Origin of the sequence: Helicobacter cinaedi PAGU611 (assembly GCF_000284635.1) — a bacterium.
GTDB lineage: Bacteria > Campylobacterota > Campylobacteria > Campylobacterales > Helicobacteraceae > Helicobacter_C > Helicobacter_C cinaedi.
On the sequence record NC_017761.1, the window covers coordinates 790,722 to 814,730 of the forward strand.

At 38.8% G+C, this 24,009-nt stretch carries 24 protein-coding genes and 3 tRNA genes; 18 read left to right on the forward strand and 9 right to left on the reverse strand.

Translation table 11 applies throughout. The annotated features are described in order from the left end of the window. The first annotated feature begins 9 nt into the window (after window positions 1–9). The 9 genes from HCN_RS04015 to HCN_RS04050 all read left to right on the forward strand — a co-directional run bounded on the left by HCN_RS04015 (window position 10) and on the right by HCN_RS04050 (window position 8,729). Complete coding sequence (locus tag HCN_RS04015; protein WP_014666626.1) at window positions 10–1,944, forward strand: hypothetical protein; 1,935 nt, start codon at window positions 10–12, stop codon at window positions 1,942–1,944. A 35-nt stretch (window positions 1,945–1,979) separates the two neighbouring features. Then, window positions 1,980–2,696, forward strand: a complete 717-nt coding sequence (locus tag HCN_RS04020; protein ID WP_002956859.1) for an OmpA/MotB family protein — start codon at window positions 1,980–1,982, stop codon at window positions 2,694–2,696. A 62-nt stretch (window positions 2,697–2,758) separates the two neighbouring features. Then, on the forward strand, window positions 2,759–2,893 hold the full coding sequence (gene rpmH, locus HCN_RS10945) for a 50S ribosomal protein L34 (RefSeq protein ID WP_002956858.1): 135 nt from the start codon (window positions 2,759–2,761) through the stop codon (window positions 2,891–2,893). 9 nt (window positions 2,894–2,902) lie between these two features. Beyond that, window positions 2,903–3,346, forward strand: a complete 444-nt coding sequence (gene rnpA / locus HCN_RS04025; protein WP_002956857.1) for a ribonuclease P protein component — start codon at window positions 2,903–2,905, stop codon at window positions 3,344–3,346. Next, window positions 3,347–3,745: a membrane protein insertion efficiency factor YidD gene (gene yidD / locus HCN_RS10825; protein ID WP_070097431.1), complete on the forward strand. Its 399-nt coding sequence runs from the start codon at window positions 3,347–3,349 to the stop codon at window positions 3,743–3,745. 13 nt (window positions 3,746–3,758) lie between these two features. After that, entirely contained in the window at window positions 3,759–5,558 is a 1,800-nt protein-coding gene (gene yidC / locus HCN_RS04035; RefSeq protein ID WP_014667545.1) for a membrane protein insertase YidC, read from the forward strand. Beyond that, on the forward strand, window positions 5,555–6,469 hold the full coding sequence (locus HCN_RS04040; protein ID WP_014666627.1) for a Jag N-terminal domain-containing protein: 915 nt from the start codon (window positions 5,555–5,557) through the stop codon (window positions 6,467–6,469). Before yidC ends, HCN_RS04040 begins: the two co-directional genes overlap by 4 nt. Beyond that, window positions 6,432–7,829: a tRNA uridine-5-carboxymethylaminomethyl(34) synthesis GTPase MnmE gene (gene mnmE / locus HCN_RS04045; RefSeq protein WP_014666628.1), complete on the forward strand. Its 1,398-nt coding sequence runs from the start codon at window positions 6,432–6,434 to the stop codon at window positions 7,827–7,829. Before HCN_RS04040 ends, mnmE begins: the two co-directional genes overlap by 38 nt. A gap of 9 nt (window positions 7,830–7,838) precedes the next feature. Beyond that, window positions 7,839–8,729 carry a pyridoxal-phosphate dependent enzyme gene (locus tag HCN_RS04050; RefSeq protein WP_014667546.1) on the forward strand — a complete coding sequence of 297 codons (891 nt, stop codon included), beginning with the start codon at window positions 7,839–7,841 and terminating at the stop codon, window positions 8,727–8,729. Between the two features lie 335 nt (window positions 8,730–9,064). Here HCN_RS04050 and metK read toward each other — a convergent pair whose 3' ends face one another. Beyond that, window positions 9,065–10,225, reverse strand: a complete 1,161-nt coding sequence (metK, locus tag HCN_RS04055) for a methionine adenosyltransferase (RefSeq protein WP_014666630.1) — start codon at window positions 10,223–10,225, stop codon at window positions 9,065–9,067. A 202-nt stretch (window positions 10,226–10,427) separates the two neighbouring features. Between metK and flgB the strand changes: the two genes are divergently transcribed. From flgB to HCN_RS04080, 5 genes are all read left to right on the forward strand, one after another. After that, the gene (flgB, locus tag HCN_RS04060; RefSeq protein ID WP_002956849.1) at window positions 10,428–10,862 is read left to right on the forward strand and encodes a flagellar basal body rod protein FlgB; all 435 of its coding nucleotides are present in this window, start codon (window positions 10,428–10,430) and stop codon (window positions 10,860–10,862) included. Between the two features lie 18 nt (window positions 10,863–10,880). Next, window positions 10,881–11,372 (forward strand): flagellar basal body rod protein FlgC, encoded by a 492-nt coding sequence (gene flgC / locus HCN_RS04065; protein WP_014666631.1) that lies wholly within the window; start codon window positions 10,881–10,883, stop codon window positions 11,370–11,372. A 9-nt stretch (window positions 11,373–11,381) separates the two neighbouring features. After that, window positions 11,382–11,687: a flagellar hook-basal body complex protein FliE gene (gene fliE / locus HCN_RS04070; protein WP_002956847.1), complete on the forward strand. Its 306-nt coding sequence runs from the start codon at window positions 11,382–11,384 to the stop codon at window positions 11,685–11,687. Between the two features lie 8 nt (window positions 11,688–11,695). Next, window positions 11,696–13,477, forward strand: a complete 1,782-nt coding sequence (locus HCN_RS04075; RefSeq protein WP_014666632.1) for a peptidoglycan D,D-transpeptidase FtsI family protein — start codon at window positions 11,696–11,698, stop codon at window positions 13,475–13,477. 61 nt (window positions 13,478–13,538) lie between these two features. Beyond that, entirely contained in the window at window positions 13,539–14,234 is a 696-nt protein-coding gene (locus HCN_RS04080) for a thioredoxin fold domain-containing protein (protein ID WP_014666633.1), read from the forward strand. Window positions 14,235–14,402: 168 nt separating this feature from the next. Here HCN_RS04080 and HCN_RS12370 read toward each other — a convergent pair whose 3' ends face one another. Further along, entirely contained in the window at window positions 14,403–14,525 is a 123-nt protein-coding gene (locus HCN_RS12370) for a hypothetical protein (protein WP_269764004.1), read from the reverse strand. 93 nt (window positions 14,526–14,618) lie between these two features. Between HCN_RS12370 and feoB the strand changes: the two genes are divergently transcribed. The 4 genes from feoB (at window position 14,619) to HCN_RS04100 (ending at window position 17,280) form a co-directional block, all read left to right on the forward strand. Continuing rightward, window positions 14,619–16,901 carry a ferrous iron transport protein B gene (gene feoB, locus HCN_RS04085; protein WP_014666634.1) on the forward strand — a complete coding sequence of 761 codons (2,283 nt, stop codon included), beginning with the start codon at window positions 14,619–14,621 and terminating at the stop codon, window positions 16,899–16,901. Window positions 16,902–17,008: 107 nt separating this feature from the next. After that, a tRNA-Pro gene (locus HCN_RS04090) sits at window positions 17,009–17,086 on the forward strand. 24 nt (window positions 17,087–17,110) lie between these two features. Further along, window positions 17,111–17,187, forward strand: a tRNA-His gene (locus tag HCN_RS04095). A 16-nt stretch (window positions 17,188–17,203) separates the two neighbouring features. Further along, window positions 17,204–17,280 (forward strand) — tRNA-Arg (locus HCN_RS04100). Between the two features lie 481 nt (window positions 17,281–17,761). Here HCN_RS04100 and HCN_RS04110 read toward each other — a convergent pair. The 7 genes from HCN_RS04110 to HCN_RS04140 form a co-directional block, all read right to left on the reverse strand. Continuing rightward, window positions 17,762–18,142, reverse strand: coding sequence for a hypothetical protein (locus HCN_RS04110; protein ID WP_158309888.1), 381 nt, complete (start codon window positions 18,140–18,142; stop codon window positions 17,762–17,764). Between the two features lie 158 nt (window positions 18,143–18,300). Next, the gene (locus tag HCN_RS04115; protein WP_014666636.1) at window positions 18,301–19,692 is read right to left on the reverse strand and encodes a hypothetical protein; all 1,392 of its coding nucleotides are present in this window, start codon (window positions 19,690–19,692) and stop codon (window positions 18,301–18,303) included. 137 nt (window positions 19,693–19,829) lie between these two features. Next, a complete protein-coding gene (locus HCN_RS04120; RefSeq protein WP_014666637.1) occupies window positions 19,830–20,543 on the reverse strand; it encodes an FkbM family methyltransferase in 714 nt (237 codons plus the stop codon). Continuing rightward, window positions 20,543–21,334, reverse strand: coding sequence for an oxidoreductase (locus HCN_RS04125; RefSeq protein ID WP_002956833.1), 792 nt, complete (start codon window positions 21,332–21,334; stop codon window positions 20,543–20,545). The genes HCN_RS04120 and HCN_RS04125 overlap by 1 nt, the downstream gene beginning before the upstream one ends. 166 nt (window positions 21,335–21,500) lie before the next feature. After that, complete coding sequence (locus tag HCN_RS04130; RefSeq protein WP_014666638.1) at window positions 21,501–22,856, reverse strand: MATE family efflux transporter; 1,356 nt, start codon at window positions 22,854–22,856, stop codon at window positions 21,501–21,503. After that, complete coding sequence (locus HCN_RS04135) at window positions 22,846–23,499, reverse strand: class I SAM-dependent methyltransferase (protein ID WP_014666639.1); 654 nt, start codon at window positions 23,497–23,499, stop codon at window positions 22,846–22,848. The genes HCN_RS04130 and HCN_RS04135 overlap by 11 nt, the downstream gene beginning before the upstream one ends. A 21-nt stretch (window positions 23,500–23,520) precedes the next feature. Then, complete coding sequence (locus HCN_RS04140) at window positions 23,521–23,862, reverse strand: histidine triad nucleotide-binding protein (protein WP_002956830.1); 342 nt, start codon at window positions 23,860–23,862, stop codon at window positions 23,521–23,523. Window positions 23,863–24,009 lie beyond the last annotated feature (147 nt).

Genomic DNA, 24,009 nt, shown 5'->3' on the forward strand with positions numbered 1-24,009 from the left:
GGAGCGTGTATGCAAGAGATAAATTGGCTGATTAATATTTGTTTTACTATCATTATGGTGGGGCTTTTTGTGTGGGATTTTAGGACTTTTGGTGAGCCTACACATAAGGATTTTAAGGCAATTATTATGAGTGCTGGGGTGCTTGGGACTTTTGTGGGGATTTTTGTGGGGCTTATGGGCTTTGATACTTTGGCATTGCAAGATTCTGTGCCTTTATTACTTGATGGATTAAAGACGGCGTTTTACACCTCTATTGCGGGTATGGGACTTGCCATTACGCTTTCAATCATTCAAAGATCAAAGGACATTAAAAGCACACAAGATATGAATATTGATTATATCCTTAATCAAGCACAGAATCTAAGCTACCTTAAAGGCATAGAAAAGGGTATGGAGGGGCTAAATAGCAAAACAATAGAGCTTCCTACAAAAAGTGATATGCTTCAAATCAACACCACAACAAACGCCCTTTTAGAATCTAGCTTAAAAAAGATTGACACCTCCTTGCAAGAGGCGATTAAGCAACTTGCTTCAGGGGCTTCAAAAGAGCTTATTGCCGCATTGGAGCTTGTGATTAGAGACTTTAATCAAAACTTACAAAATCAGTTTGGAGAGAATTTTAAAGAGCTTAATAGCGCTGTTGGCAAACTGCTTGAATGGCAGAATAATTACAGGGATAATGTAGAGCAAAGCCAAGCGTTATTGTCTCAAACACAAAATGCCCTACAAGATAGCACAAAGGCTATGGGGCAAACTCAAGCGACTTTAGAATCTATCACAGCACAGAATAAAAGTGCAATGGAATTTTATGCCAAAACGCTTAGGGTGATTGAAGAGATGAAAAATAAGGGCGAGATTTTAGAATCTCAACTTCAGCAAATCTCCACATTGGGGGAAAATGCCAAAGTGTGCCTTGCTGATATGGAGAAGTTTTTTGCGGGTGCGACACAGGGCTTTGCTACACTTGAAACCCAAGCCAAAGAGCAGTGTATTAAACTTGAAGAGGGCATTAAAGAGTATTTTAGCAAGTTTGATGAACACGCAAGTGAGAGTATGGAAAATCTTAGACGATTTATGGAATCTAGCTCAAAAGAAGCAACCACCTCTCTTACAGAGATTTTGGATAATCACACCTTGCTTTTCCGCACACAATGCAGTAGCTTTGCTAATGAGAGTGGAGAACTACTCAAAGGGCTTTTAGATTCAGCAAATACACAGCTACAAACACTGAGCAAAGAGCTAGAGAAAAATATAGAACAAAATAGAGAATCTAGCACACATAATGTCGCGGAGTTTGCTAGACTGCGAGAGCATATTGCCACAAATCATAGTGCCATTGTAGAGAGTTTGGAATCTAGCCTGTCGCGTTTAAATAGCCATAATGAAAGCATTATGCAAGATATGTCAAAGGGTATGAAAAATATGCAGGAGATGTATCTTTCAACTTTGAGTGCGAGTATGGATTCTGTAATGACAAAAGAGCAGGAGATTATCAAAGCAAGGGTAGAAGCCTTAAGCGAACTCGCACAAAGGACAGATTCTAATCTTAATACGCAATATGAGCAGGTGAATAATTTCTTAAAAAAACTTGCGACAGAGTATTTGAAGATTCTGCAAAAGCTGACAAAAGATTCTGTGGCAATTCCCAAAGATATGGGTGTGCAAGTGGTAAAAGACTTTGGCGACTTGCAGCATAATCTTCTTTCACATCTAGGCAATCTTAACGCCCAGATTCAGCATAATAGTATGCAGCTTGTTGAGCTTTACCGCAATGTGGAGAATCTTTTGAAAGAAAATGTGGAAGGGAATAAGTCCTTGCAAAATGAGATTAGAGAGACTTTTACTAGCCTTGATGATTCAATGCAGGGCAGTATGGAGAATTTCAAGGAGAATTATGAGTGGTTTTTGCGGCGTGTGCGTGAGCTTATCGGCTCAAGGCAGTAGGGGAGTAGCAAGGGCAAATAGGCAAAGGATAAATAATGAAGCATAATCAGTGGATAAGCATTTCAGATATGATGGCGGGGATTATGATGATATTTTTGCTGATTATGGTCTCTTTTATGCTGATTACGCAAAAAACGCAAGAGGATTTGAAAATCCAAAATCAAAAACTTTTAGAGTTGAATGAAGCAATGAGTGAAATCGCACAAAATTATTCTAATCTACAACAAGAGCTGTATGAGGCGTTGCTTAAAGAGTTTGAAAAAGATTTAAAAAAGTGGGACGCACACATTGATGAGGATAATACCATTCGCTTTAATGAGCCAGAAGTGTTGTTTGATACAGGGGCAAAGCAGGTTAAGAAGCGGTTTCAGGACATTTTAGATGATTTTTTCCCGCGATATGTGAAGATTCTTTCCCTGCCAAAATTCCAAGATAGTATTGAAGAAATTCGCATAGAGGGGCATACTTCGCAGAGTTGGTTTTCAGCTCAAACGCTAGAAGAGCGATATTTGGGTAATGCTGAACTCTCACAAGCTAGGGCATTAGAAGTGCTAAAGTATTGTTTTAATCTTAAAAAGATAGATTCGCACAAAGAGTGGCTGATTAAGGTGTTTCGTGCCAATGGGCTGTCTTTTGCCAAGCCCTTAGAAGATGATGACAAATCAAGACGGGTGGAGTTTCGCGTCATCACAAAGGCAAATAAGGACTTGCTAAGAATCCTTGAGATCAGCAAAGATTTTGAGCCAAAATAACCTTTTTTTAAGTAAAAACTCGGCATAATCGCCGACTTTGATTTTAACTTTAAGGCAACAATATGAAAAGAACTTATCAACCACACACTACGCCAAGAAAGAGAACTCACGGCTTTCGTGCAAGAATGAAAACAAAAAATGGAAGACGCGTTATTAACGCAAGAAGGGCAAAAGGTCGCAAAAGACTTTCAGTATAAGCTTTGTAGATGAGGTTAGATTCTCTTAAAAATAAGACAGAATTTGACTTTATCTATAAAAATGCACAGCGTTTCTTTCATAAAAACTTCGTGCTTTACGCACTTCAAATCTCAAGCATCAAGCCTAATAATTTCCGCACTCAAAAGTTTGTAGATTCACTCTCTTCGCATAATGCAGAAGTCTATGTGGGCTTAAGCATTTCACGCAAGGTTGGCAAGGCGTGTGTGAGAAACTTACTGAAGCGGCGGCTTAAGGCGATTATGTATGAAAATCGCACCAAATTGCAGGATTATATTTTTGTCATCGTGGCAAGAGAGAGCATTATCCTAGCGGATTTTGCCACATTACAAAGGGATATACTATTTGCTTGTTCTAAAGTCATTCATTCTAAAATTATTCAAAGTGGGGCAAAATCGCAAAAATTTCCCCCAAATAACACAAAGAGAATCTAAATGTGCGTGATATATAGGATTTATATTTGTGCGTTTGTTGAGATTCCACGATGGATTTTGATTTTTTTAGTGAGGGTGTATAAAAGGTTTGTCTCACCTTTGAGCGTTGGGGCTTGTCGCTATTATCCAAGCTGTTCGGAATATGCAATGTGGCTTTTAAAGTTTGATAATCCCTTTTTAGCCGCATTCAAATCCCTTGCTAGAATCCTAACCTGCAATCAGCTTTTTAGCGGAGGCATAGCCTATCCACAAGCTACTTTATCTTTTCAAAACATCATCTTCACGCCAAAAAATGTGAAATATTGGTTTGTCCCTAGCACAAATAAAGCTTTTTTAGGTATAATGAGCGTTTTCAAAAAAACTTACACTATGCGAGTTTATATCATTAAATCACTCTAATAAAGGTAATATAATGTATCGTCCAAATGAACAAGATAGCGGTATGTCGCTTACGCGTGTGCTTATAGCCGTTGGCTTATCCATAGCATTTTTTGCTGTGTATGCGTATTTTGTCCCGCAAAAGCCAAAGACACACACTTCACAAGCCCAAAATACACAAAAGACAACAGAATCTCAAGCACAAACCGCTCCGCAAACCTCCCAACCCACACTAGAAAATTTACAAGATTCTAGCCCCGCAATAGAATCTGCAGATTCTATCTCTCCTGTTACTACACCACAATCCCTTAAACAACGCATTATCGCCCATATAGAATCTGATGAATTTGAGATTGAGATTGACGCATTAGGGCGGATTAAGCAAGTGTATCTTAAAGATGAGAAATTCACACGCCACGAGCAGCAAAGCCTTTTTGGTATGATAGGCGAGGTTTTAGGCTTTAAGTCTCAAGCTAAAGCAGAGCGAGATAAGCTCTCACTTTTTGGGGATTCACAGCTTCATACAATGGAGGTGCGTTTTACCGATACAGAGCTTAATAAAAAGGCATTTGAAACGCCTTATGTAGCGAGTGTTTCACACTTTAAGCTAGGCAATACTCCTTATGAGCTGACTTTAACGCAGAATCTCGGCGATGTGGTGCTAAAAAAGATTCTCACCATTCACCCAAATTTGCGTTATGATGTGCGAGTAGAACTCAATAAACCGGATATAGAATATTTTGTAAGCAATGGTATGCGTCCCACGGCCGATCCTGATACTTATGCGTTTAGGGGTGTGGTTACACGCAATGTCAATGATGGCGTTTTAACAAAGATAGAAGATAGTGATGCTACAGCTGACTACTTGGCAAAACAAGCTATGGATATGCGAGAATCTAGCTTTGTAGCGAGTGTGGATAGGTATTATACAAGCTTATTTTTCACACAAGCACAAAAAGGCTTGTATGTCGTAGTGAGTGGTGATAATGCACATAATCCTATGCCCTATGTGCGATTTGTGGGGAATGCGGAGTTTTCCGGCTACATAGGGGCGAAATTCTATAAAGTTTTGCAGGGTATTGATGAAAATCTCACTGGTGTGGTGGAGTATGGGCGTATTACATTCTTTGCTAAACCGCTTTTCTTGCTTTTAGAGTATTTGTATGATTTATGCGGAAATTGGGGCTGGGCGATTGTGCTTTTGACACTGATTGTGCGTGTGGTGCTGTATCCTTTGACATATCGTGGTATGGTGTCTATGCAAAAGCTTAAAGATTTAGCCCCAAAGATGAAAGAGTTGCAAGTGCGTTACAAAGATGATCCACAAAAACTACAAATACATATGATGGATTTATATAAAAAACACGGGGCAAATCCCATAGGTGGCTGTCTGCCGCTTATATTGCAGATTCCTGTATTTTTTGCTATTTATCGGGTGTTGCATAATGCTGTGGAGCTGAAAAGCTCGGCTTGGATTTTGTGGATTGATGATTTATCGGCTATTGATCCATATTTTGTGCTACCTGTGCTTATGGGGCTAAGTATGTATGTCTCTCAAAGACTTACTCCATCAAACTTCACGGATCCAATGCAAGAGAAAATCTTTAAGATGTTGCCGTGGGTTTTTACGATTTTCTTTATTATATTCCCATTCCCTGCGGGGCTTGTGCTGTATTGGACGGTGAATAATATATTCTCAATCATTCAACAAATGTTGATTAATAAGGTTATGGAATCTAAAAAGGCTAAAGAGATCGCCCTGCACCACGAGAAACACGAGCATAACAAAGAATCTCATAAAGAGACACACAAAAAACAAAAGGGGAGAAAATGAAAAAGATTGTAGAAAAAACATTAGAAGCTGCCCTTATCAAAGCATCAACGGAGTTAAATTGCTCTGTGGCAGATTTAGAATATGAGATTATCCAAAATCCAAGCAGTGGTTTTTTGGGCTTAGGCAAAAAGGAAGCTATTATTGTTGTTGAGACAAAGGGTAACAACTCTCATTCTAAATCAGCACAAACACATTTTGCTCAAACAAGCAATACAGATAATCCTAGAGCTACAAAGCAGTCAAATAAAAATTCATACCCACAAGATAGTTTTATAGAATCTGCAAGTGATTTAGATGAAAATACTGCTCCAAAGGAAAAATCTCAATCTCGTGGAGATGATTATAGCTTAGATTCACAATCAGTTTGGGGTGCACAAAGCTATGAAATATCAAGAGAGCATGAAACGCAAAAGTTCTACGAAGCACCAAAGCCTATGTATTCTAAGCAGGATAATGCAGCAAATATAGCTGAAATCCGCAAGGAGCTTGAAGCGTTATTTGCGTTCCTGCCCTTTGAGATTCATCAGTTTGAAGTGAAAATGTATGATGACAACACACTTTATATCTACATTGATGGGCGTGATTGTGCCTTGCTGATAGGGGAGAGAGGTTATCGCTACAAAGCCCTTTCATACTTGCTTTTTAATTGGATTAACCCAAAGTATGGCTACGCACTTCGCCTTGAAATTGCGGAGTTTTTGAAAAATCAAGAAGAGATGATTGATGTGTATCTCAAAGATATTGTGCGACTTGTAGAGCTTAATGGTAGGGCGCAAACAAAAACACTTGATGGAATCTTGGTGTATATTGCTTTAAGTAAATTGCGGGATTTATTCCCCGATAAGTATGTCTCTGTGCGACAAAATGAGGCAGATGAAAAATACATCATCATCAACAATTTTAGACGATAGCACCATTGTTGCTATTGCCACACCTGTAGGGGTTGGGGCGATTAGCATTGTGCGATTAAGTGGGGAGTTTGCCTATAATATCGCCTTAAAACTCACACATAGAGATTCCCTTAAGCCACGCTATGCTCATTTATGCCAAATCTATGATGAAAATACTGCTATTGATGAAGCCATTGTGCTATTTTTCCCAAAGCCACATAGCTACACGACACAAGATGTTTGCGAGGTGCAGTGCCACGGCGGAATAAGCAGTGCCAAAAGTATAGTAGAGCTTTGCTTAAGGCTTGGAGCGAGACTTGCAAATGCGGGTGAATTTACCAAACGCGCCTTTTTGGGCGGACGCCTAGATTTAGCTCAAACTCACGCCATTGCTGGAATCATACAATCCCAAAGCCTTGAAGCAAACAAGATTCTAATGCGACAGCTTAAGGGGGAGCTAAGTGAATTTGTGAAGACAAATCGCGAAAAGCTCTTAACCCTTCTAGCCTTTAGTGAAGTGAATATTGATTATAGCGAGGAAGTGGAGCAGGATTATATTACACAAATGCAAGATTCTTTGCAGGAGCTAGAATCTTGCTTTAAGCACATATATGAAGTCTCCATTATGCGACTTGGTGTGATTGAAGGCTATACGCTTAGCATTGTAGGCAAACCAAATGTCGGTAAAAGCTCATTGCTTAATGCCCTGCTTATGTATGAACGAGCCATTGTGAGTGATGTGGAGGGGACTACGCGTGATACGATTGAAGAGAGTTTGCAGATAGAAGGTGTAATCGTGCGGATTGTGGATACCGCTGGGATACGCCAAAGCCCCGATGCAATAGAACAAATCGGTATTGCCAAAACAAAAGAGGCTTTAGATAGAAGCGATGTGATTATCGCACTTTTTGATAGCTCAAGGGCGTTTGATGAAAAGGATAGAGAGATTTTAGATTTACTTGCCGCACATACAGATAAGCATATTTTGCTTGTTTTGACAAAGAGCGATTTGCCCTTAGCCTTTGATACTAAGTATTTAAGCGAGTTTGTGGCACAAAATCCTAATGTTTTGCAGGAAAGCCCTTTATATATCAGTATAGAATCTGGCGGGGCAAAGGCAGTCATAGAATCTTTAAAAACTATCATAAACACGCATAGTGGGGGAGATAGCCTTATCCTTACTTCACATTACCAGCTAGGGAGTTTAAAAAATGTGCTAGATTCTATCACTAAAGCTTATGATGTGCTAAATCTTGGTGAGCTAGAGCTATTCTCATATCATATACGCGACTGCATTACCGCCCTTTCAAATATCACTCACCCCTATGAAGATTCGCAACTCCTTGATAAGCTTTTTGGGACATTCTGCCTAGGCAAATAAGCTTAAAGAATGAAAAAAGTGAATCTTGATTTTTCACGCTCTTTTGTGGAGCAAAGAGAGATTTTTAATCGTAGATTTTGGATTAAACGCGATGATTGTATCCACACATATTGCAATGGCAACAAGGCACGGAAATTCTTTTCACTGCTAGATTCTACACATAAGGTTTGGATAAGCTATGGGGGCAATCAGTCTAATGCGATGTTTGCTCTTGCCTACCTTGCTTCAATCAAGGGTGTGGCATTTCACTATGTGATGCCCTCTTTTTATGGTGAGCCTATCGGGAATCTTCAAATGGCTTTAAGCTTTGGTATGACGCCTCATACACTGCCTTTTGGCTCAAGTGTGGCTAAGCTAGAATCTTATGCTAAAACTCTAAGCTACGACAATGCCCTTTTTATTTCACAAGGTGGAAGTGTGAATCTGGCACAAAAAGGTATGAATGCCTTAGCTAAAGAGCTATCTCATAGCATTGTAAGCATTAAAAATATTGAAAATATTAATGGTAGCCCTATTATTTTTTATACAAGCGGGAGTGGTGTTGGCGTAATGGCGTTAAAAAAGGCATTAGATTCTTATTTTCCTAATGCGTCTTTGGTGGTATTAGCTTGTGCTAAGGGGGATTTGGAGCAAAAATTTTTAGCTCATAGTCTTACGCCCCCGCTTATTTTACAAGCCCCATTTGCCTTTGCCAAGCCAAAAAAAGAGATTTGGCAGATGAGGGAATACCTTAAAAGCAGGGGGCTAGTGTGCGATTTAATCTATGATAGCGTGGGCTTTTGCGTGATAGAGAAGCATTTGGAGAGGTTTCAGGGGCGGGAGCTTGTATTTATCCACTCTGGCGGATTGCTAGGGGATATTTCACAAGAGCAACGCTATAAACCCCGCCATAGAATTTAAAATCTTTTTCACAACCCCCCCCCCTCATTCTTGTAAGATTATCAAGTATTGCTGGTTGCAAAAGTTTGAGATATTTACTCATATTTTTAAAATGACTTTGTCGAGAAGTAAGGATAATATCTCTTTCTGCTTGCAATACCATATCAGCTATATCTTCATGCTCTTGACAAATAAATATATCTTTTAGCTTATGATTAGGCGTATTGTATTTGTATAAATGCTTAACATCGCAAATGATTGCTTTGAATTTATGCTCAATAGATTTGAAATTTATTTTTATTAAATCCTTTTTAATGTCTTGTTGTAAGGTAGAGTAAGGCTTAGCACCCTACATACTACTTCACTCCGCAAAAATCTCTAATCGCCTCAACCTTATCTGTTTTCTCCCAAGAAAATTCCGGCAATTCTCGTCCAAAGTGTCCATACACTGCCGTTTTGCGATAAATGGGACGAAGCAAATCAAGTGATTCTATAATGCCCTTTGGGGTTAGTCTAAAGACTTTTTTCACGCATTCTGTCAGCACAGAATCTTCCACCTTGCCCGTGCCTTGCGCATCTACAAGGATTGACACAGGCTCTACCACGCCAATCGCATAGGCTACCTGCACCACCGCTTTATCACACACACCACTTGCTACAAGATTTTTAGCAACATATCGTGCCGCATACGCCGCACTTCTATCCACTTTGCTAGGGTCTTTCCCGCTAAATGCCCCGCCTCCGTGCGGACAGCTCCCACCATAAGTATCCACGATGATTTTACGCCCAGTTAGCCCAGCATCGCCTTGTGGTCCGCCAATGACAAAATTGCCCGTAGGATTGACAAAATAGCGGATATTATCGTTGAGATATTCTTGCGGGATTACCTTTTGCACGATTTCTTCAATAACTGAATCTTTCAAATGGCTTTGCTGTGTTTCTGGGCTGTGCTGCGTTGAGATAACGATTGTATCAATGCTTACAGGTTTGCCATCTTCATAACGCACGGTAACTTGGGACTTGCCATCTGGGCGTAAAAAGGGCAGTGTGCCATCTTTGCGTTTTGCTGCTAAGCCCTCTGCAATACGGTGAGAGAGCCAAATAGGTAGTGGCATAAGAGAGGGCGTCTCACGACAAGCATAGCCAAACATAAGCCCTTGATCGCCTGCACCTATCTCGCCATCGGCTCTATCTACACCTTGATTAATATCTGGGCTTTGCTCACCGATACCATTTAGCACCGCTGCGCTGCGATAGTCAAAGCCATAGAGTGCGTCTGTGTATCCGATTTCTTTCACGACTTTTCTAGCGATTTCTTGCATAGGGGCATATACGCTTGTCTTTAGCTCACCTGCGATGACACAAAAGCCATTGCTTACAAGCGTCTCACACGCTACACGCGCATTTTTATCCCGCTCAATGATGTAGTCAAGCACCGCATCACTGATTTGGTCTGCCATTTTGTCTGGATGTCCTTCGGTTACAGATTCTGAAGTGAAAAGAAATGATTTTTTCATAAACTCACCTTGTAATTTGAGATTTTTGTAAAGCAGAATGCTAACACAAAAAGTTAAACTACATATTGTAATTTTGATTTTTTAGTTAAATTCTTTCATCTTAGATTTGTTAAGTTATTCAAAATAAGGTAAAAATGGAATATATTTTGCTTTGTTTCTTGGAGTTATAAAGCTAGAATCTATATGATGAAAAGGGGCTAAAATGGCTATTGCAGATATTTCTAAAGCTTATTCTGTCGTGTATAAGGCACTTGATTACCGCTCAATCAGGCAAGATATGATTGCTTCAAATATTGCTAATGTGGATACGCCTTTCTATCGTCCAAAAGATGTGAATTTTGAGCAGTATTTAGCGCGTGAAAATAAGCGGATTTTTGGCACGGGGGAGCGAAGCTACAAGCTTGATATTGCTAAAACTGCCAAAGGACATCTTGATAGCAGACGCAATGTGAAAGATAGTGCGACTATGTTTTGGCGTGATGGACATTTGGCAAAAAATGATGGCAATAGCGTGGATTTAGATGTAGAAACAAGTGAAATGGGTAAAAATAGCACAATGTATCAAGCACTTACAAGTGCGTTGCGACGGCATAAGGGGATTTTTTCCTATGCTATGGATTCTGGAAGAAATATTTAATGAAGCTAAGGAGTGAAGATGTTTTTATCAAGTTTTGATATAAGCGGATATGGGCTTTCAGCTCAAAGGGTGCGTGTCAATACAATCTCATCAAATATTGCAAATGCTAACACTACACGCACTGATGAGGGCGGACCTTATCGTAGGAGAGAAGTGGTGTTTCGTGCGTTTGATTTTAATAAAATCTTAAATGAAAAATTGGGAAAAAATAATCAACAACTTAAATATGAAGATCCATTAAATGAGGGCGATTTGGGAAAAGAGCCAAAACCTGCTATAATGAGCGTTTATATTCAAAAGATTGCGCGTGATGATAGGGAGCCACTTATGAAATACGATCCAAGCCACCCAGATGCGAACTCTGAAGGTTATGTTGCGTATCCTAATGTTAATCCTGTTGTGGAAATGGCCGATTTAATAGAGGCAACTCGTGCGTATCAAGCGAATGTCGCAGCATTTCAAAGTGCGAAAAATATGGCAAGCAATGCCATTACGATGTTTCAAGCATAGGAGAAGTAAATGGCTAATCAATTTGGTGTGATTACAAACAACATTCAGCCTATTGGTAATCAAAAAGTAGAAAACACACAAAATAGGCAAGATGGGCTTGATTTTATTAATACGCTTAAAAGCTCTATCCAAGAGGTGAATACTGAGCAACAAATTTCAGAAAAGGCGTTAGCAGATATGGCAAGTGGGCAGGTAAAAGACTTGCATCAGGCGGCTATTGCGATTAATCGTGCGGAAAATAGTATGAAAGTAATGCTTGAAGTGAGAAACAAAGCCATTAATGCCTATAAAGAAATCCTAAGAACTCAAATCTAAGGGCATTTGTGGCGTATTATCCCAAAAAAACAGGTGTTGTTATATCTGTTTTTTTCTTACTCATCTTGTGCATCGTTGTGTTTTTAAGCATTGCGTATGTTAAGATAGTAACCCCTAGAAAACTTCCAAATCTTAGTGCTACAAAGAGTGATACTTCAGTCCGTGGCAGTCTCTATACAAGCGATGGATTTGAAATCGCATATAGCGATAAGCTCTACAAAGCAAGTGTGAATACCCAAAGTATTGATCCGGATAAAAAAGAGCTTTTTATTACGCTTTTTTCCATATATAGCGGGATTCCAAAAGATGAAGTAGCCAAAAAGATAAATCAAAAAGGCTATGTGGTTTTATCCTATACGCTTAATTCCACAATCGCTACTCACCTTAAGAATCTTAATCTCATTCTTATCCGCTACGATGTGTTTAGAGAGTATGAAGACAAAAAGGGCAGAGTGATTCAAAAAATGGGCTTAAGCATTGAAGTGAGTGGTAATAATAGAATCTACACTTATAAAAATATCTTAGAGCCACTTATTGGCTATACACGCAAGGTTGAAAGTCAAAATATCACGCGTGTTGATGGCGTGAAGGGAGTGGAGAAATATTATAATGATATTCTCTCCGCTAAGCAAGATGGCAGGATTATAGGCAAACGAGATGTGGGCTTTAATGTTATTGCCAACAAGGGAGCGAGTATCCAAAGTCGTCAAGATGGTTTTGATATTACACTAAGCATACCCTTAAGTTTGCAAAGAAAGATTGAGCTGACACTTGATGAGGCAAAAAAGCGTTATAAAGTGCGTGAGATTATCGCTGGAGTTATGGATTCTAAAACGGGTAAGATTCTAGCCCTTGCGACTTCTAATCGCTTTGATCCCAAAAGCATTCAGCAAAAAGACTATCCAAATTTGAATCTCAATGCTATTGAGTATTCCTATGAGCCCGGCAGCACGATTAAGCCAATTATCTATGCGATTTTGTTGCAAAAGGGTATGGTAAAGCCAAGTGATGTCATTGATCTTAATGATGGTTACTATAAGCTTAAAAGCTACACTATCCGCGATACACACCCGCTAAAGAGTGCAAGTGTGGAAGATATTATCGTGCGTTCAAGCAATATAGGAATGGTGAAAATTTCTCAAAATCTCAATCCAAAGGAATACCACACTGCCCTGCACGCCTTTGGTTTTGGTGAGCTAAGCGGCATTGATTTGCCCTATGAAAAAACAGGCTTAGTGCCAAGCCCAAGGACTTTTAATAATGAAGTGTATCGTGCGAGTGTGAGCTATGGCTATGGTATGAGAGCGACTTTTATGCAGCTTTTGCGTTCTTATGCGATTTTTAACAATGGAGGCTACCTTGTAACGCCTAGAGTGAGTGAGTATGTAACCTCTCCAAGCGGGGAAAAATATATTCCAAAGCAGCTTGAGCCAATAGCGATTTTATCGCCAGATGTTGTGCAGCAAGTGTATGATACGCTTATCCGCGTTGTGCAAAAGGTGATTAAAGTAGCCCAAGTTGATGGGGTGATTACCGGGGGTAAAACAGGCACGGCAAGAATTGCAAGTGGTGGCAAGTATGATACAAAATATAATGGCTCGTTTTTTGGATTTGCTCAAGATGAGACAAACTCTTACACAATCGGCGTTGTGGCATTTGAATCTGATATAAAAGATGATTATTATGGCGGTAAAACAGCCGCTCCAATCTTTAAGCATATCGTGGAGCTTTTGCTTGAAAATGGCTATCTTAAGCCCATTGAATCTCCACAAGAGACGCCAGAGACTTAAAGATTCTAAATCATTACAATATCATCGTTATAATGTGTCTTAAAAAAATAAAAGGAGCAGTATGAAAACAAAAATTGCTATAAGTATGCTGTGTGCTTTGAGTGTGGCGTATAGTGCGGCGGATAAGGCGGAGCTGCAAAAGACTTTACAGGCTAATTCCGTGCAGGGGAGCATTATCTCAAGCAGTGATTTGGCAAGTGGGCTAAGTATGATAATCATTGATGTGAATAATCAGCAAGTGCCATTTCTAGCGACAAATGATGGGAAGTTTATCTTTGAGCCTAATGCGTTGCTTATACAGGATAAGGCGGTGCAGACTAAGATTCAGGGATTCTATAAAGATTTTTATGAGAAAGAAAAGGCAAAGATTAATATTAAGTTGCAAGAGGTGTTTAAAAAGCAAAGTGCCAATGTTTTCCACTTTAAATCTCAAAAAAATGGGGTAAAGACGATTTATGTCGTCTCTGATGCGAATTGCCCTTACTGCCAAAAGGAGTTTGCAAATTTGAATAAACGGCTAGAAGATGCCAATGTAGAGCTTTTAGTCGTTGGCTTTTTGGGCGAAGATTCTATGCTGAAGGCTGCTAATGCGTTGAAAAACAAAAGTGGCAATCAAGCTAAAGATATTGCGATGTTAGCCAAACTCTATGAGCCAAAAAGAAAAGCTACAAGTATGGATACGAAACTAGCCCAAGAGCTCACACAAGCTGTGGCTGATACGGGTGTGCGCTCCGTGCCTTATATTATCGAAGATTAGGCTAATTGAAGCCTAGACCCACCATTTCTTTTTGTATCAAAAAATGGAATCTTACATTTTATTGAAGTCAAAAGTGCGAGTGTTGGGGCTAAAAGTGGCTTTGAGCCTATTTATAACATCACGCCAAGCAAGATTGAAAAGCTTATATCCACAATAGGATTCTATCTTTCAACGCAGAATCTCACGCAAGAGTATTGCCTTGATGCACTTATCATCAAAGGTGGGCATATTGAGTTTATAGAAAACATCACTTTGTGCTAAGGGCTGATGTATAGGTTGTTTTCTTGGCACACGATATTTCAGTATAAGTAAGAATAAATATTAATTTTATTGACAGTATATTTGAATCTAGTTACAATCACGCAAAATCATCAAGGAATTATAATGAAACAAATTACCATAGTATGCGTTGGGCAACCAAATGTTGGCAAAAGCTCACTTGTGAATAAGATTTGCGGTGTGCATTTAAAGGTGGGGAATTTCACAGGTGTTACGATTGAAAAAGCAGAAGCAAGAATTGAGTATAAGGGCTATATTTTGCGGATTATTGACTTGCCCGGGACTTATGCTTTAAATGAATATTCTTTTGAGGAGCAGATAACAAAGCAGTTTTTGGAAACGCAAGAATATGATGTGATTTTAAATGTGCTAGATTCTACAAATTTGGAGCGTTGCTTGTTGCTAACTACGCAACTTATGGAATTACAAAGCAAAATGTGCCTAGCTCTCAATATGAGCGATGAGGCAAAAAAGGAGGGCATTGAGATTAATAGTGCGTTGCTTGGCGAGATTCTAGGTGTGGAATGTGTGAGTGTATCGGCGTTTTATGGGGAGAATCTAGAGACTTTGCTTGATAGGCTCATTCACATTGCTAATGAGCCTTTAGAGCCAAATAAGCGAGTGTATGCTGACTTTTTAGAAAATGAAATAGGCAAGATTGAAGATTTTTTGGAGCAAAAGCATTATGAGGATATAGAGCGACTTTTGGCACTTAATCATAGGGGAGTGAGAAGTCTAAGGGATATTGCTATTAAGCTGCTTATGCAGGATAATTTTATTGCTAAAAGTTTGCACGATAAGGGTTGCTGGGTGGAGCTTAGTGAATTTGTTAATAAATGCACACAGCAGCTTTACAAGCAGTTTCAAAGTCAAAATGTGCAGGATATTTTTAATGATGATAGCATTAGCTTTGCAAAGGGTGCAAGTATGGAATCTAGCCGCACGAACGCTAAAAAACAGCTCTCTATCACACAAAGACTTGATGCGATTTTGCTGAATACTTATCTTGGGATTCCTATTTTTTTGTTTTTGATGTGGCTTTTGTTTCAGGTTACTTTTTATTTAGGCGAGTTTCCAAAGGTGTGGATTGAAGAGAGTATGGCGTCTTTTGGCGATTTGATTCAAGGGTATATTGCTAATGAGTTTGTAGCGTCTTTGCTATCTGGAGGGATTATTGCTGGGGTTGGGGCAGTGCTTAGCTTTCTGCCTCATATTTTGATACTTTTTTGTGGGATTGTGCTACTTGAGGGTACGGGATATATGGCGAGAGTGGCGTTCTTGCTTGATGGCTTTTTTCACAAGTTTGGGCTACACGGCAAGAGTTTTATCCCACTCGTTACGGGATTTGGCTGCTCTGTCCCAGCATATATGAGCACAAGAATGCTCAAAAATCGCAATGATAGAATGCTGACACTTTTTATTATTAATTTTATGAGTTGTGGGGCAAGGCTGCCTGTTTATACATTATTTATCGGGGCGTTTTTCACTCCAAGCGTGGCGGGGAATGTGCTGTATGGAATCTATATTTTTGGGGCATTAGTAGGATTATGTATGGCTAAGATTCTAAAATTGACAGCTTTTAGGGGAGATGATGAGCCATTTGTAATGGAGATGCCAAAATATCGTTTGCCAAGTCTGCGACTGATTGCCTTTAGTGTGTGGCAAAAGGCGGTAAGCTATGTCAAAAAGGCGGGGAGCTTTATACTTCTTGCTTCTGTGATTATTTGGGTGGGGACGCAGTTTCCCCATAATGAGACCTTAGAGCAGCAGACAGATGAGACAGTGAGCGCACTAGAATCTAAGATTGCGGAATTGGAGCAGCAAAGGGGTAAAGAAGGGTGTGTGCAGGAGTGGGAGCATAGGAATGCTGATGGTAGTGCGGAATGGGGTGCTTCTGTTGTGATGTGTGAAGATGGGTATATAGATAGAAGCATAGAGTCTATACAAGATGAGATAGAAAATATTCAACATACTTATCAATCAAACAAGGTGGAACAGAGTTATTTAGGACGGATAGGGAAGTTTATAGAGCCGATTTTCACACCTATGGACTTTGACTGGAAAATCTCTGTCTCACTTGTGAATGGGCTGTTGGCAAAGGAGACGATTATCTCAAGTATGGGTGTACTGTATGTGTTAGGTGAAGATATTGATGAAAATAATGATATGCCTTTGCGTGAGATTTTACAAGAGAATATTAGCTTGCCAAGTGCTATTGCTTTTATCTTGTTTATTATGTTTTATAATCCTTGTTTTGCGGCAAGTATTGTGTTTGGCAAGGAGGCGGGTGGAAAGCGGTTTATTGCGTATTTGTTTATTTTTACAAGCGTGGTATCGTATATTTTTGCTTTTGTGGGGTATAAGATTACGCAGTTGATTGTTGGGTAAGGTGTAGATTTCAAGTTTGAATCTACTCTAAAATCCGTGCGGAAAAGGCGTATTTTCTTGACAAAAAAGCGAGGTTATATTATAATCACGCCTTTTTAACTTCGTGTCGGGGCGTAGCGCAGTCTGGTTAGCGCACTTGGTTTGGGACCAAGGGGTCGAAGGTTCGAATCCTTTCGCCCCGACCACTTCTTAAGTCTTTTTTTATTATGGTGGGTGTAGCTCAGTTGGTTAGAGCATCAGGTTGTGGCTCTGAGGGTCGTGGGTTCGATCCCCATCACCCACCCCATTTTTCTTAGTTTTTTGCGTTCGTAGCTCAATTGGATAGAGCACCAGACTTCGGATCTGGGGGTTAGGGGTTCGACTCCCTTCGGGCGTACCACCTCCCTTGTATCAAAATGTTTGATGATTTTAGCTTTTGTTGGTTTTGGAGATTAGGATAAGTGTGGTTATTATTTATTTTTGAATGGATAATATATTTTATGTAAATGTTTGATTTTTCTTAGAATGCGGACAATAATGGATTTTTTTAATGATATTTCAAATTCTTTAATTCTTGTAAGGGCAATTGCAGATTTTGTAATGGTGCTTGGGTAGGTTACAGGAAACTTTGTGTTTATTATGTGAGAATTAAAAATCTCTCTTTCTCCCCCGCAGTGTGTGCCACTATTGTCAAGGCCGATCTGTTTAATATATGGAATGGCTGGACAAAGTGTGAGAGCACTATGTTTATAAGCAATGAGATAATTAAATATCGCCCAAGTTTTTATTTTACCTTTGTGATTGGCAATGAGCTGTTGAAAATAATGCGGAGCATACCCATCAATATTGATATAATCAATGTCTTTTTTTTGTAAAGTTATTCAATGCCCATTGTACATCTCTTTTGAAATACTGCCATCTATTTGCCCAAGTTGACCAACCCCAGCAGTGTGGAGATCGCCAAAAATAGCAATCCCCAAATCTTGTTTGTCAATAGGATAGCTCCACGCAGAAATGCTCCATACTTTTGATTCGTTTTCATAGCGATTGAGAGCGTCATTCATATAGTTTAAAAAAGCAGGCGAGGTAACAATATCATCTTCAAGAATAATGGCTTTGTTGAAACGATAAATAATAGCATTTATGCCCTGAATAATAGAATCTGCCAAACCAAAATTTTCTTTTCTATAAACAATCTCAATTGAAGCAAATGGAGCGAAATTATCTTGCTCTATCTCAAGCTCTTTAAGAAGTTGTCTCACTTTCTGAAAACCTTCTCTTTTTTTCAGGGTTTTCTCCATCAGCAAAAAAACAAAAAGCAAACTTTGTTTGGCCAATGTATTAGATTTTAGTGCTTCAAGTGTTTTGGATAGATGTATTGGGCGGTTGTAGGCAAAAAGTATAATAGGGGCAAGATCCACTATATTTCTCCTTGTGACACACTGCTACTATGTTTTGTGATTGTAGCAAGAAGATTGTCATAAAAATGTGGGCTTGTTATATTAGAAATATATGGATCAAGCTTTGCAAATTCCTCATTTTCGTCAAGCTTGTATGGAAAGCCTTTTTGGATTTTTTCTATAGCTTCTTGCAAATCTTGATAGGAAAAAATATGAAGCGTATTGCTTAAAAAGCGATAAGGACTAGAGTCAGAATCAAACATAATGATAGGTTTTTGAAAAGCAATCGACTCTAAACACACAGTTCCATTGAAGGTTGCAATAGCTTTTGAGTGAGCGATTAGGTCCTTTGAGCTTACTTGGAGCGACACAAGTATCGTGTTTGGCACAAGGACGATATGCTTGTAAAATTCAATATTTTTAAAAAAAGTAATATTGTGTAAAAAATAATCTGTGAGACTATCATTCATTAATAGCTGGTGAGGATGTTCTTTAACATAGAGTTTCCAGCCTTTTGGCAAAGCATTTGCTGTCATTTTAATAAGGGTAAGTTGTGCTTCAAGAGGTGCTCTACCAATAATGGCAGCCTCAGGCTCAAGATGGAGATTGAAATAGATAAAATTCTCATTGAGATCGGGTATATGAGAGTGTCTTTTATAATATCTATGCATTTGCTTGTGTTTAAAAAGTGAATAGAGTTTTTGGAAGTAATTGTATTCTAAATTTAAAAAACATCTTTTAAAGCTTAGGTTTTTCATACAAGAAATAAATTCCACAAGCATTGCTCCGCCAATTTTATAGAATAGGGCTTTAACTCTATCTTTTAAAGTCGTATTTGGATTTGTTGCGTGAGTATTGTATGGATAAAAACATTGCTCCTTGATGGGATACTTTGGCTTGTTGAATGTATCAAAAGCTAAATTCTCGCGTGTATTATAATAAAAAAGTGCAACCTGACCATAAAGTTCTTCAAGTGTATATGATGGAATATTGCGTAGTTTTGCCAATCCAAATGGAATGAGATGGTGAGGTGTAGCAAGGATCATTTCTGCATTGAGAACAAATGCAATTTGGTAAGTTTCAAAAATCTCTGCAAAAAATGAGAGATATTGATAATAAATATCTTTAGCGATAGGGTTATTGAGTATAACGCGATGAAGCATTGTTTCTATATCTATTTGAATAAACTTCATTTGCTTGATAAGATTATAGTCAATATGAGTGCAGTGCTGAATCTCAAGAAGATCTTGATAGTTTAGGGTATGGGTGAGTCTATGTGGATGGGATTCTAATAGGGTATTCGTTTTTGTATTGAATTCGCACACTAAAACAACTATATTAAAAGAGGTGTGCTTAAGAATATATTCTAATAAATTCCCCTCTCTATCTAGCAGAATAATATGTTTGCACATATGTCTGTTCTCCTTCAGAATTAATATGGGTTTGTCATTGATTGGAACAACAAGGTAAATATGGGAGAAATAAACACTGCTATGTCATATTGTAGATTTTCTTTGGCAAGTATGGTCTTAAATACGGTGGACAACATTTATTTTTCCTTAAAAAACAATGTGTTAATTGTTTTGGCGAATAGCTTATAGTTCTGGGAGGATAAAAAAGAATATGTTTCAGTGTGATATATATTCTCCAAGTCGCTATCCCAGCATTCTACAACTACAACTTTTGGGCGGTATTTATCCCAGTTGTTTGATTTCAGCACCTCTAAATCAAGCCCCTCAACATCAACGCTTAAAAAATCAATATGGGTCTCTTGCGGCAAATATTCATCAAGGATAGATTCTAAACTCCGCACAGGCACAGAGATTTCATCAATCAAACGGTAGAGTGGGTGATTATCATATTTTGTTTTTAAAATTGGACTAAAGCCATTAAGGGCGGGTTCATTAAAACTATAATAAATCATACTGCCCCCCCCCCCGTTAAAAGCTACACCACATTCAATATTAATGTCCCTAGGGCGGAAACGATTAAAAAGTTTCATTGAATTGGGCATAGCATCAATGTTAAGCCCACGCCAACCGACTTTATAAAATAAATAAGTATTTGAGAATCTAAATGGGTGATGAGCACCTACATCTACATAGAAGCCACTTTTAGCGTATTCAAAAAGCTCACGCAAGATTAAATCTTCACCTTGTATGGCGTAAGATTTGGTGTGAAAGTGTGTGATGTAGAGATTTCTTATATGGATAAGCCAAGCTTGAAGTTTATTTGGCAGGATTTTTTTAATAATATTTTTCATCACAGCCCCCAGCCATCATCAACAACTAGAATCTGCCCATTGATATATTCACTTGCATCACTGAGTAGGAACACAAGTGTCCCACTTAAATCCTGTGGGTCAAGCATACCTTTGCTTGTGCAATGCCCTTTGTAACGCTCTAAAAAGCTTTGCGGCTGATTATCCAAGATTCCACCCGGGGCAATGGCATTAGCACGGATTCCGGTGTTGGCAAGGTATTTTGCCATATAGCGTGTCATATGGCATACTCCCGCCTTGATAATGCTATATTCCACAGGGCTATCCATTTGTGTGCCAATGTAGGTATCAAACTTTGGAGCATACACACCTTGAATACTACTCATTGAGATAATATTCCCATAACCTTGCTGTTTAAAATACTTCGCAAATTGCTGTGAAGTCAGCAGATACCCACCCATCTGCATATTCATATTCGCACAAAAATCATCATACTCCACTTCAAAAAAATTCTTTTTCCCCCACATTGCTGTGCGTGGATAGGCATTATTGACTAACGCATCAATTTTACCAAAGTGGGAATGCAGTGTCGTTATAGCAGATTCTAAACTTGCCTTTGAAGTAATATCAAGCTCAATGCAGAAAATAGAATCTACATTCAAATACTCATCTTTAAGGTTTTGGTAAATAGTATTTTTAGCAGCTTCAGCAGCAGCAAGATCAATATCTGCGATAATGCCAATGCCTCCATGGCGGATAATTGCTTCTATAAAGCCCCTACCGATAAGCCCAGCTCCGCCTGTTACAACCACCACTTTATCTTTTAAAATCATATTGGTCCTTAAGAATAGTTTAATTGTAAGATGAAAATATTATAAAAAGAGTGGAATTATAAGTAAGAATATCTAATAAAAATCTTAAAGTATGCCCAAACTCCATTCCCAAGCAGTTTAATTAGAATCTTCAAGCTATAAGATTCTAAAAATGACTTGCAAATTCTCATATTCTCACAATATGTTTTTTCCAAATGCCCTTGTAGAAAAGTAAGCCAAAAAGTCCCGCACGCAGGTATGTCTCGCAACAAATAATGGCAAAAATCCACACCACATTGATTTGAAAATACACGCATAGCCACATCGGCAAGATTCTAAGAATCCAAATGCTCCCCGTATTCACCCAAAGCGAAAGCTTCGTAGCCCCGCTCCCACGCAACGCCCCATCAAGCACAAAGATACAAATAAGCGGCACTTGAGAAAATCCAACCGCCACAAGATAGGCATAAGAATAATCCACCACAGCAGATTCTGTGCTAAAGAGCGATGAAAGCTCCACCCCAAACACACAAAGCAAAAGCCCCAAAATCCCCATAGTAACGCTAGAGATAAGCAAAATTGTGCGGATAAAATCCTGTGCTATATCCAGTCGCTTTGCCCCTAGCATTTGCCCCACTAACGCCATTGTCGCCACTTGAAAGCCAAAGCCGGGCATAAGGATAAAGCTCTCCACCCTTGAGCCAATTTGGAATCCCGCAATCACTTCTAGCCCATAATCTGTCATAAACTTTGTGATAAGCACGAGTGAAAAGATGGTCAAAGCGCGTTCAATCCCTGAAGGCACTCCAAGCTTTAAGCCAAAAAATAACATTTTGACTTCAAAGCTAAGATTCAAGTGTAGATGTTTATGCACTCCACAGAGAATCCAAAGCAACACAAAACATTCGAGATAGGTGATTGTCATATTTGCAATACCCGCTCCCATAATGCCAAGTGATGGTATATGTAAAGATTCTAGACCAAAAATTAATATATAATTAAGAGCGATATTTAAGCTTGTGGCGATGATTTTAATATAAAACACACTTTTTGTATCGCCAACTCCAGCTAGGGCGGAGATAAAGATTGTCTTAAGTAAAAAAGCAGGGATACCATAAAAAATAAAGCTAAGATAGAGCATTCCTAGCGTTTTTGTCTCCCCACCCACATTCATCCAGTCAAAATAAAATTCATTACTCAAATCGGCAAGAAAGTAAATAGGGATAGAAAAGAGAATCGCCCCAAAACTCATTGTGCTTAGAATCTTGCTGAGTTTTGTGTAGTTTCTTTCTCCAAAGGCACGAGAGATTTGTGCGTTTGTGCCGACATAAAAAATGGTTGTGAGTGCGAATAAAAACATCCAGCAGCTCATACTTAGCCCCAAAGCCACGATATTGTGCTTTGTAATCTCTGCGTTATTTGAGATATGAGCGATAAAATACATCGCTATACTGATATTGGCAATATCAAGCAAAGAGTTCCCACCAGAGGGCAGAGCGATTTTTAGAATCTTACAAGTGCGTTGTTTAAAGCTATAAGTCATAGGTATTTCTTATGGGGTTAGATTCTACTTTGGGCTTGTATTGTGCGATAAGCTGAATGATATGTCTATATGCGGATTCTGCCCTTGTGTTTTCATAAATGTGAGAATGTAAAATCTCAAAGTGATTATGTGGGCTAAAAACCTGCTCCAACTCCCCCATATACAAGGCTTTATCGTGCTTTATAGAGCTAGAATCTATGTCAATAAAAGTTTCAAAAAGCACAATGCCATTTGGATTAAGTGCGTTTATTATAGGCATAAATTGCCTTCTATCAAGGAAGAAACTATTTAAAATCACATCATATTTTTGCGTTATGCTAAAGGTATCTAAATCAGCACAGATAGGCGTGATATGTGGAATATGTGAGAGGTTTTCTAGGGCGATTTGAGATATATCTACACTCTCTACGCAAAATCCAAGAGATGCTAGAATCTTGCTGTGGCGTCCATTCCCACACGCAATATCGAGGGCTTTTAATCTTGTATTGTGGGGGTGTTTTTTTGAAACTAGATTCTTTGAATCTGCCTTGATAGAAAAAACATCTTTTAGCACACCACAAGCTTCTATCACAAACGCACTAGACTCACTTGGCATAAAGCCTTGCTTGTAGCGTTCATTCCACTTTATCGCATCTTCAAGCATTGTCGCAATAGAATCTTCAATTTACACAAGTGGAGGGAATTTTAGCTTTGCCCCACCAAGTATATGTAAATGCAAATGAGGCACTTCCTGTCCGCCATCAATGCCGATATTTGTAATGATTCTATATCCACTCTTATCAAGCCCCACTTTTTTCACAACCTCTTGTGCAAAGCCACAAAGCTCCCCTAATAGCTTAGAATCTGCACAATCAAAGTCCTTTATGCAAACTTTTGGAATAGCTAAAATATGCACCGGGGCTTTTGGAGCAATATCATAAAAGGCTAAAAACTTCTCATTTTCAAGCACTTTTTTGCTTGGAAGCTCCCCACTTACAATCTTTTCAAAAATCGTTTTTTCCGCCATTTTTTCTCCTTTTTGCTAAAAAGTAGGGATTTACTCCCTTAAGATTCACAATGCCCCACAAGATAAAATTTTGTAGCAAATCTCAAAAATCCGCAGAATTATAGCTTTTAAATCTCAATAATAATCTATTAATGTGCTACAATGTCG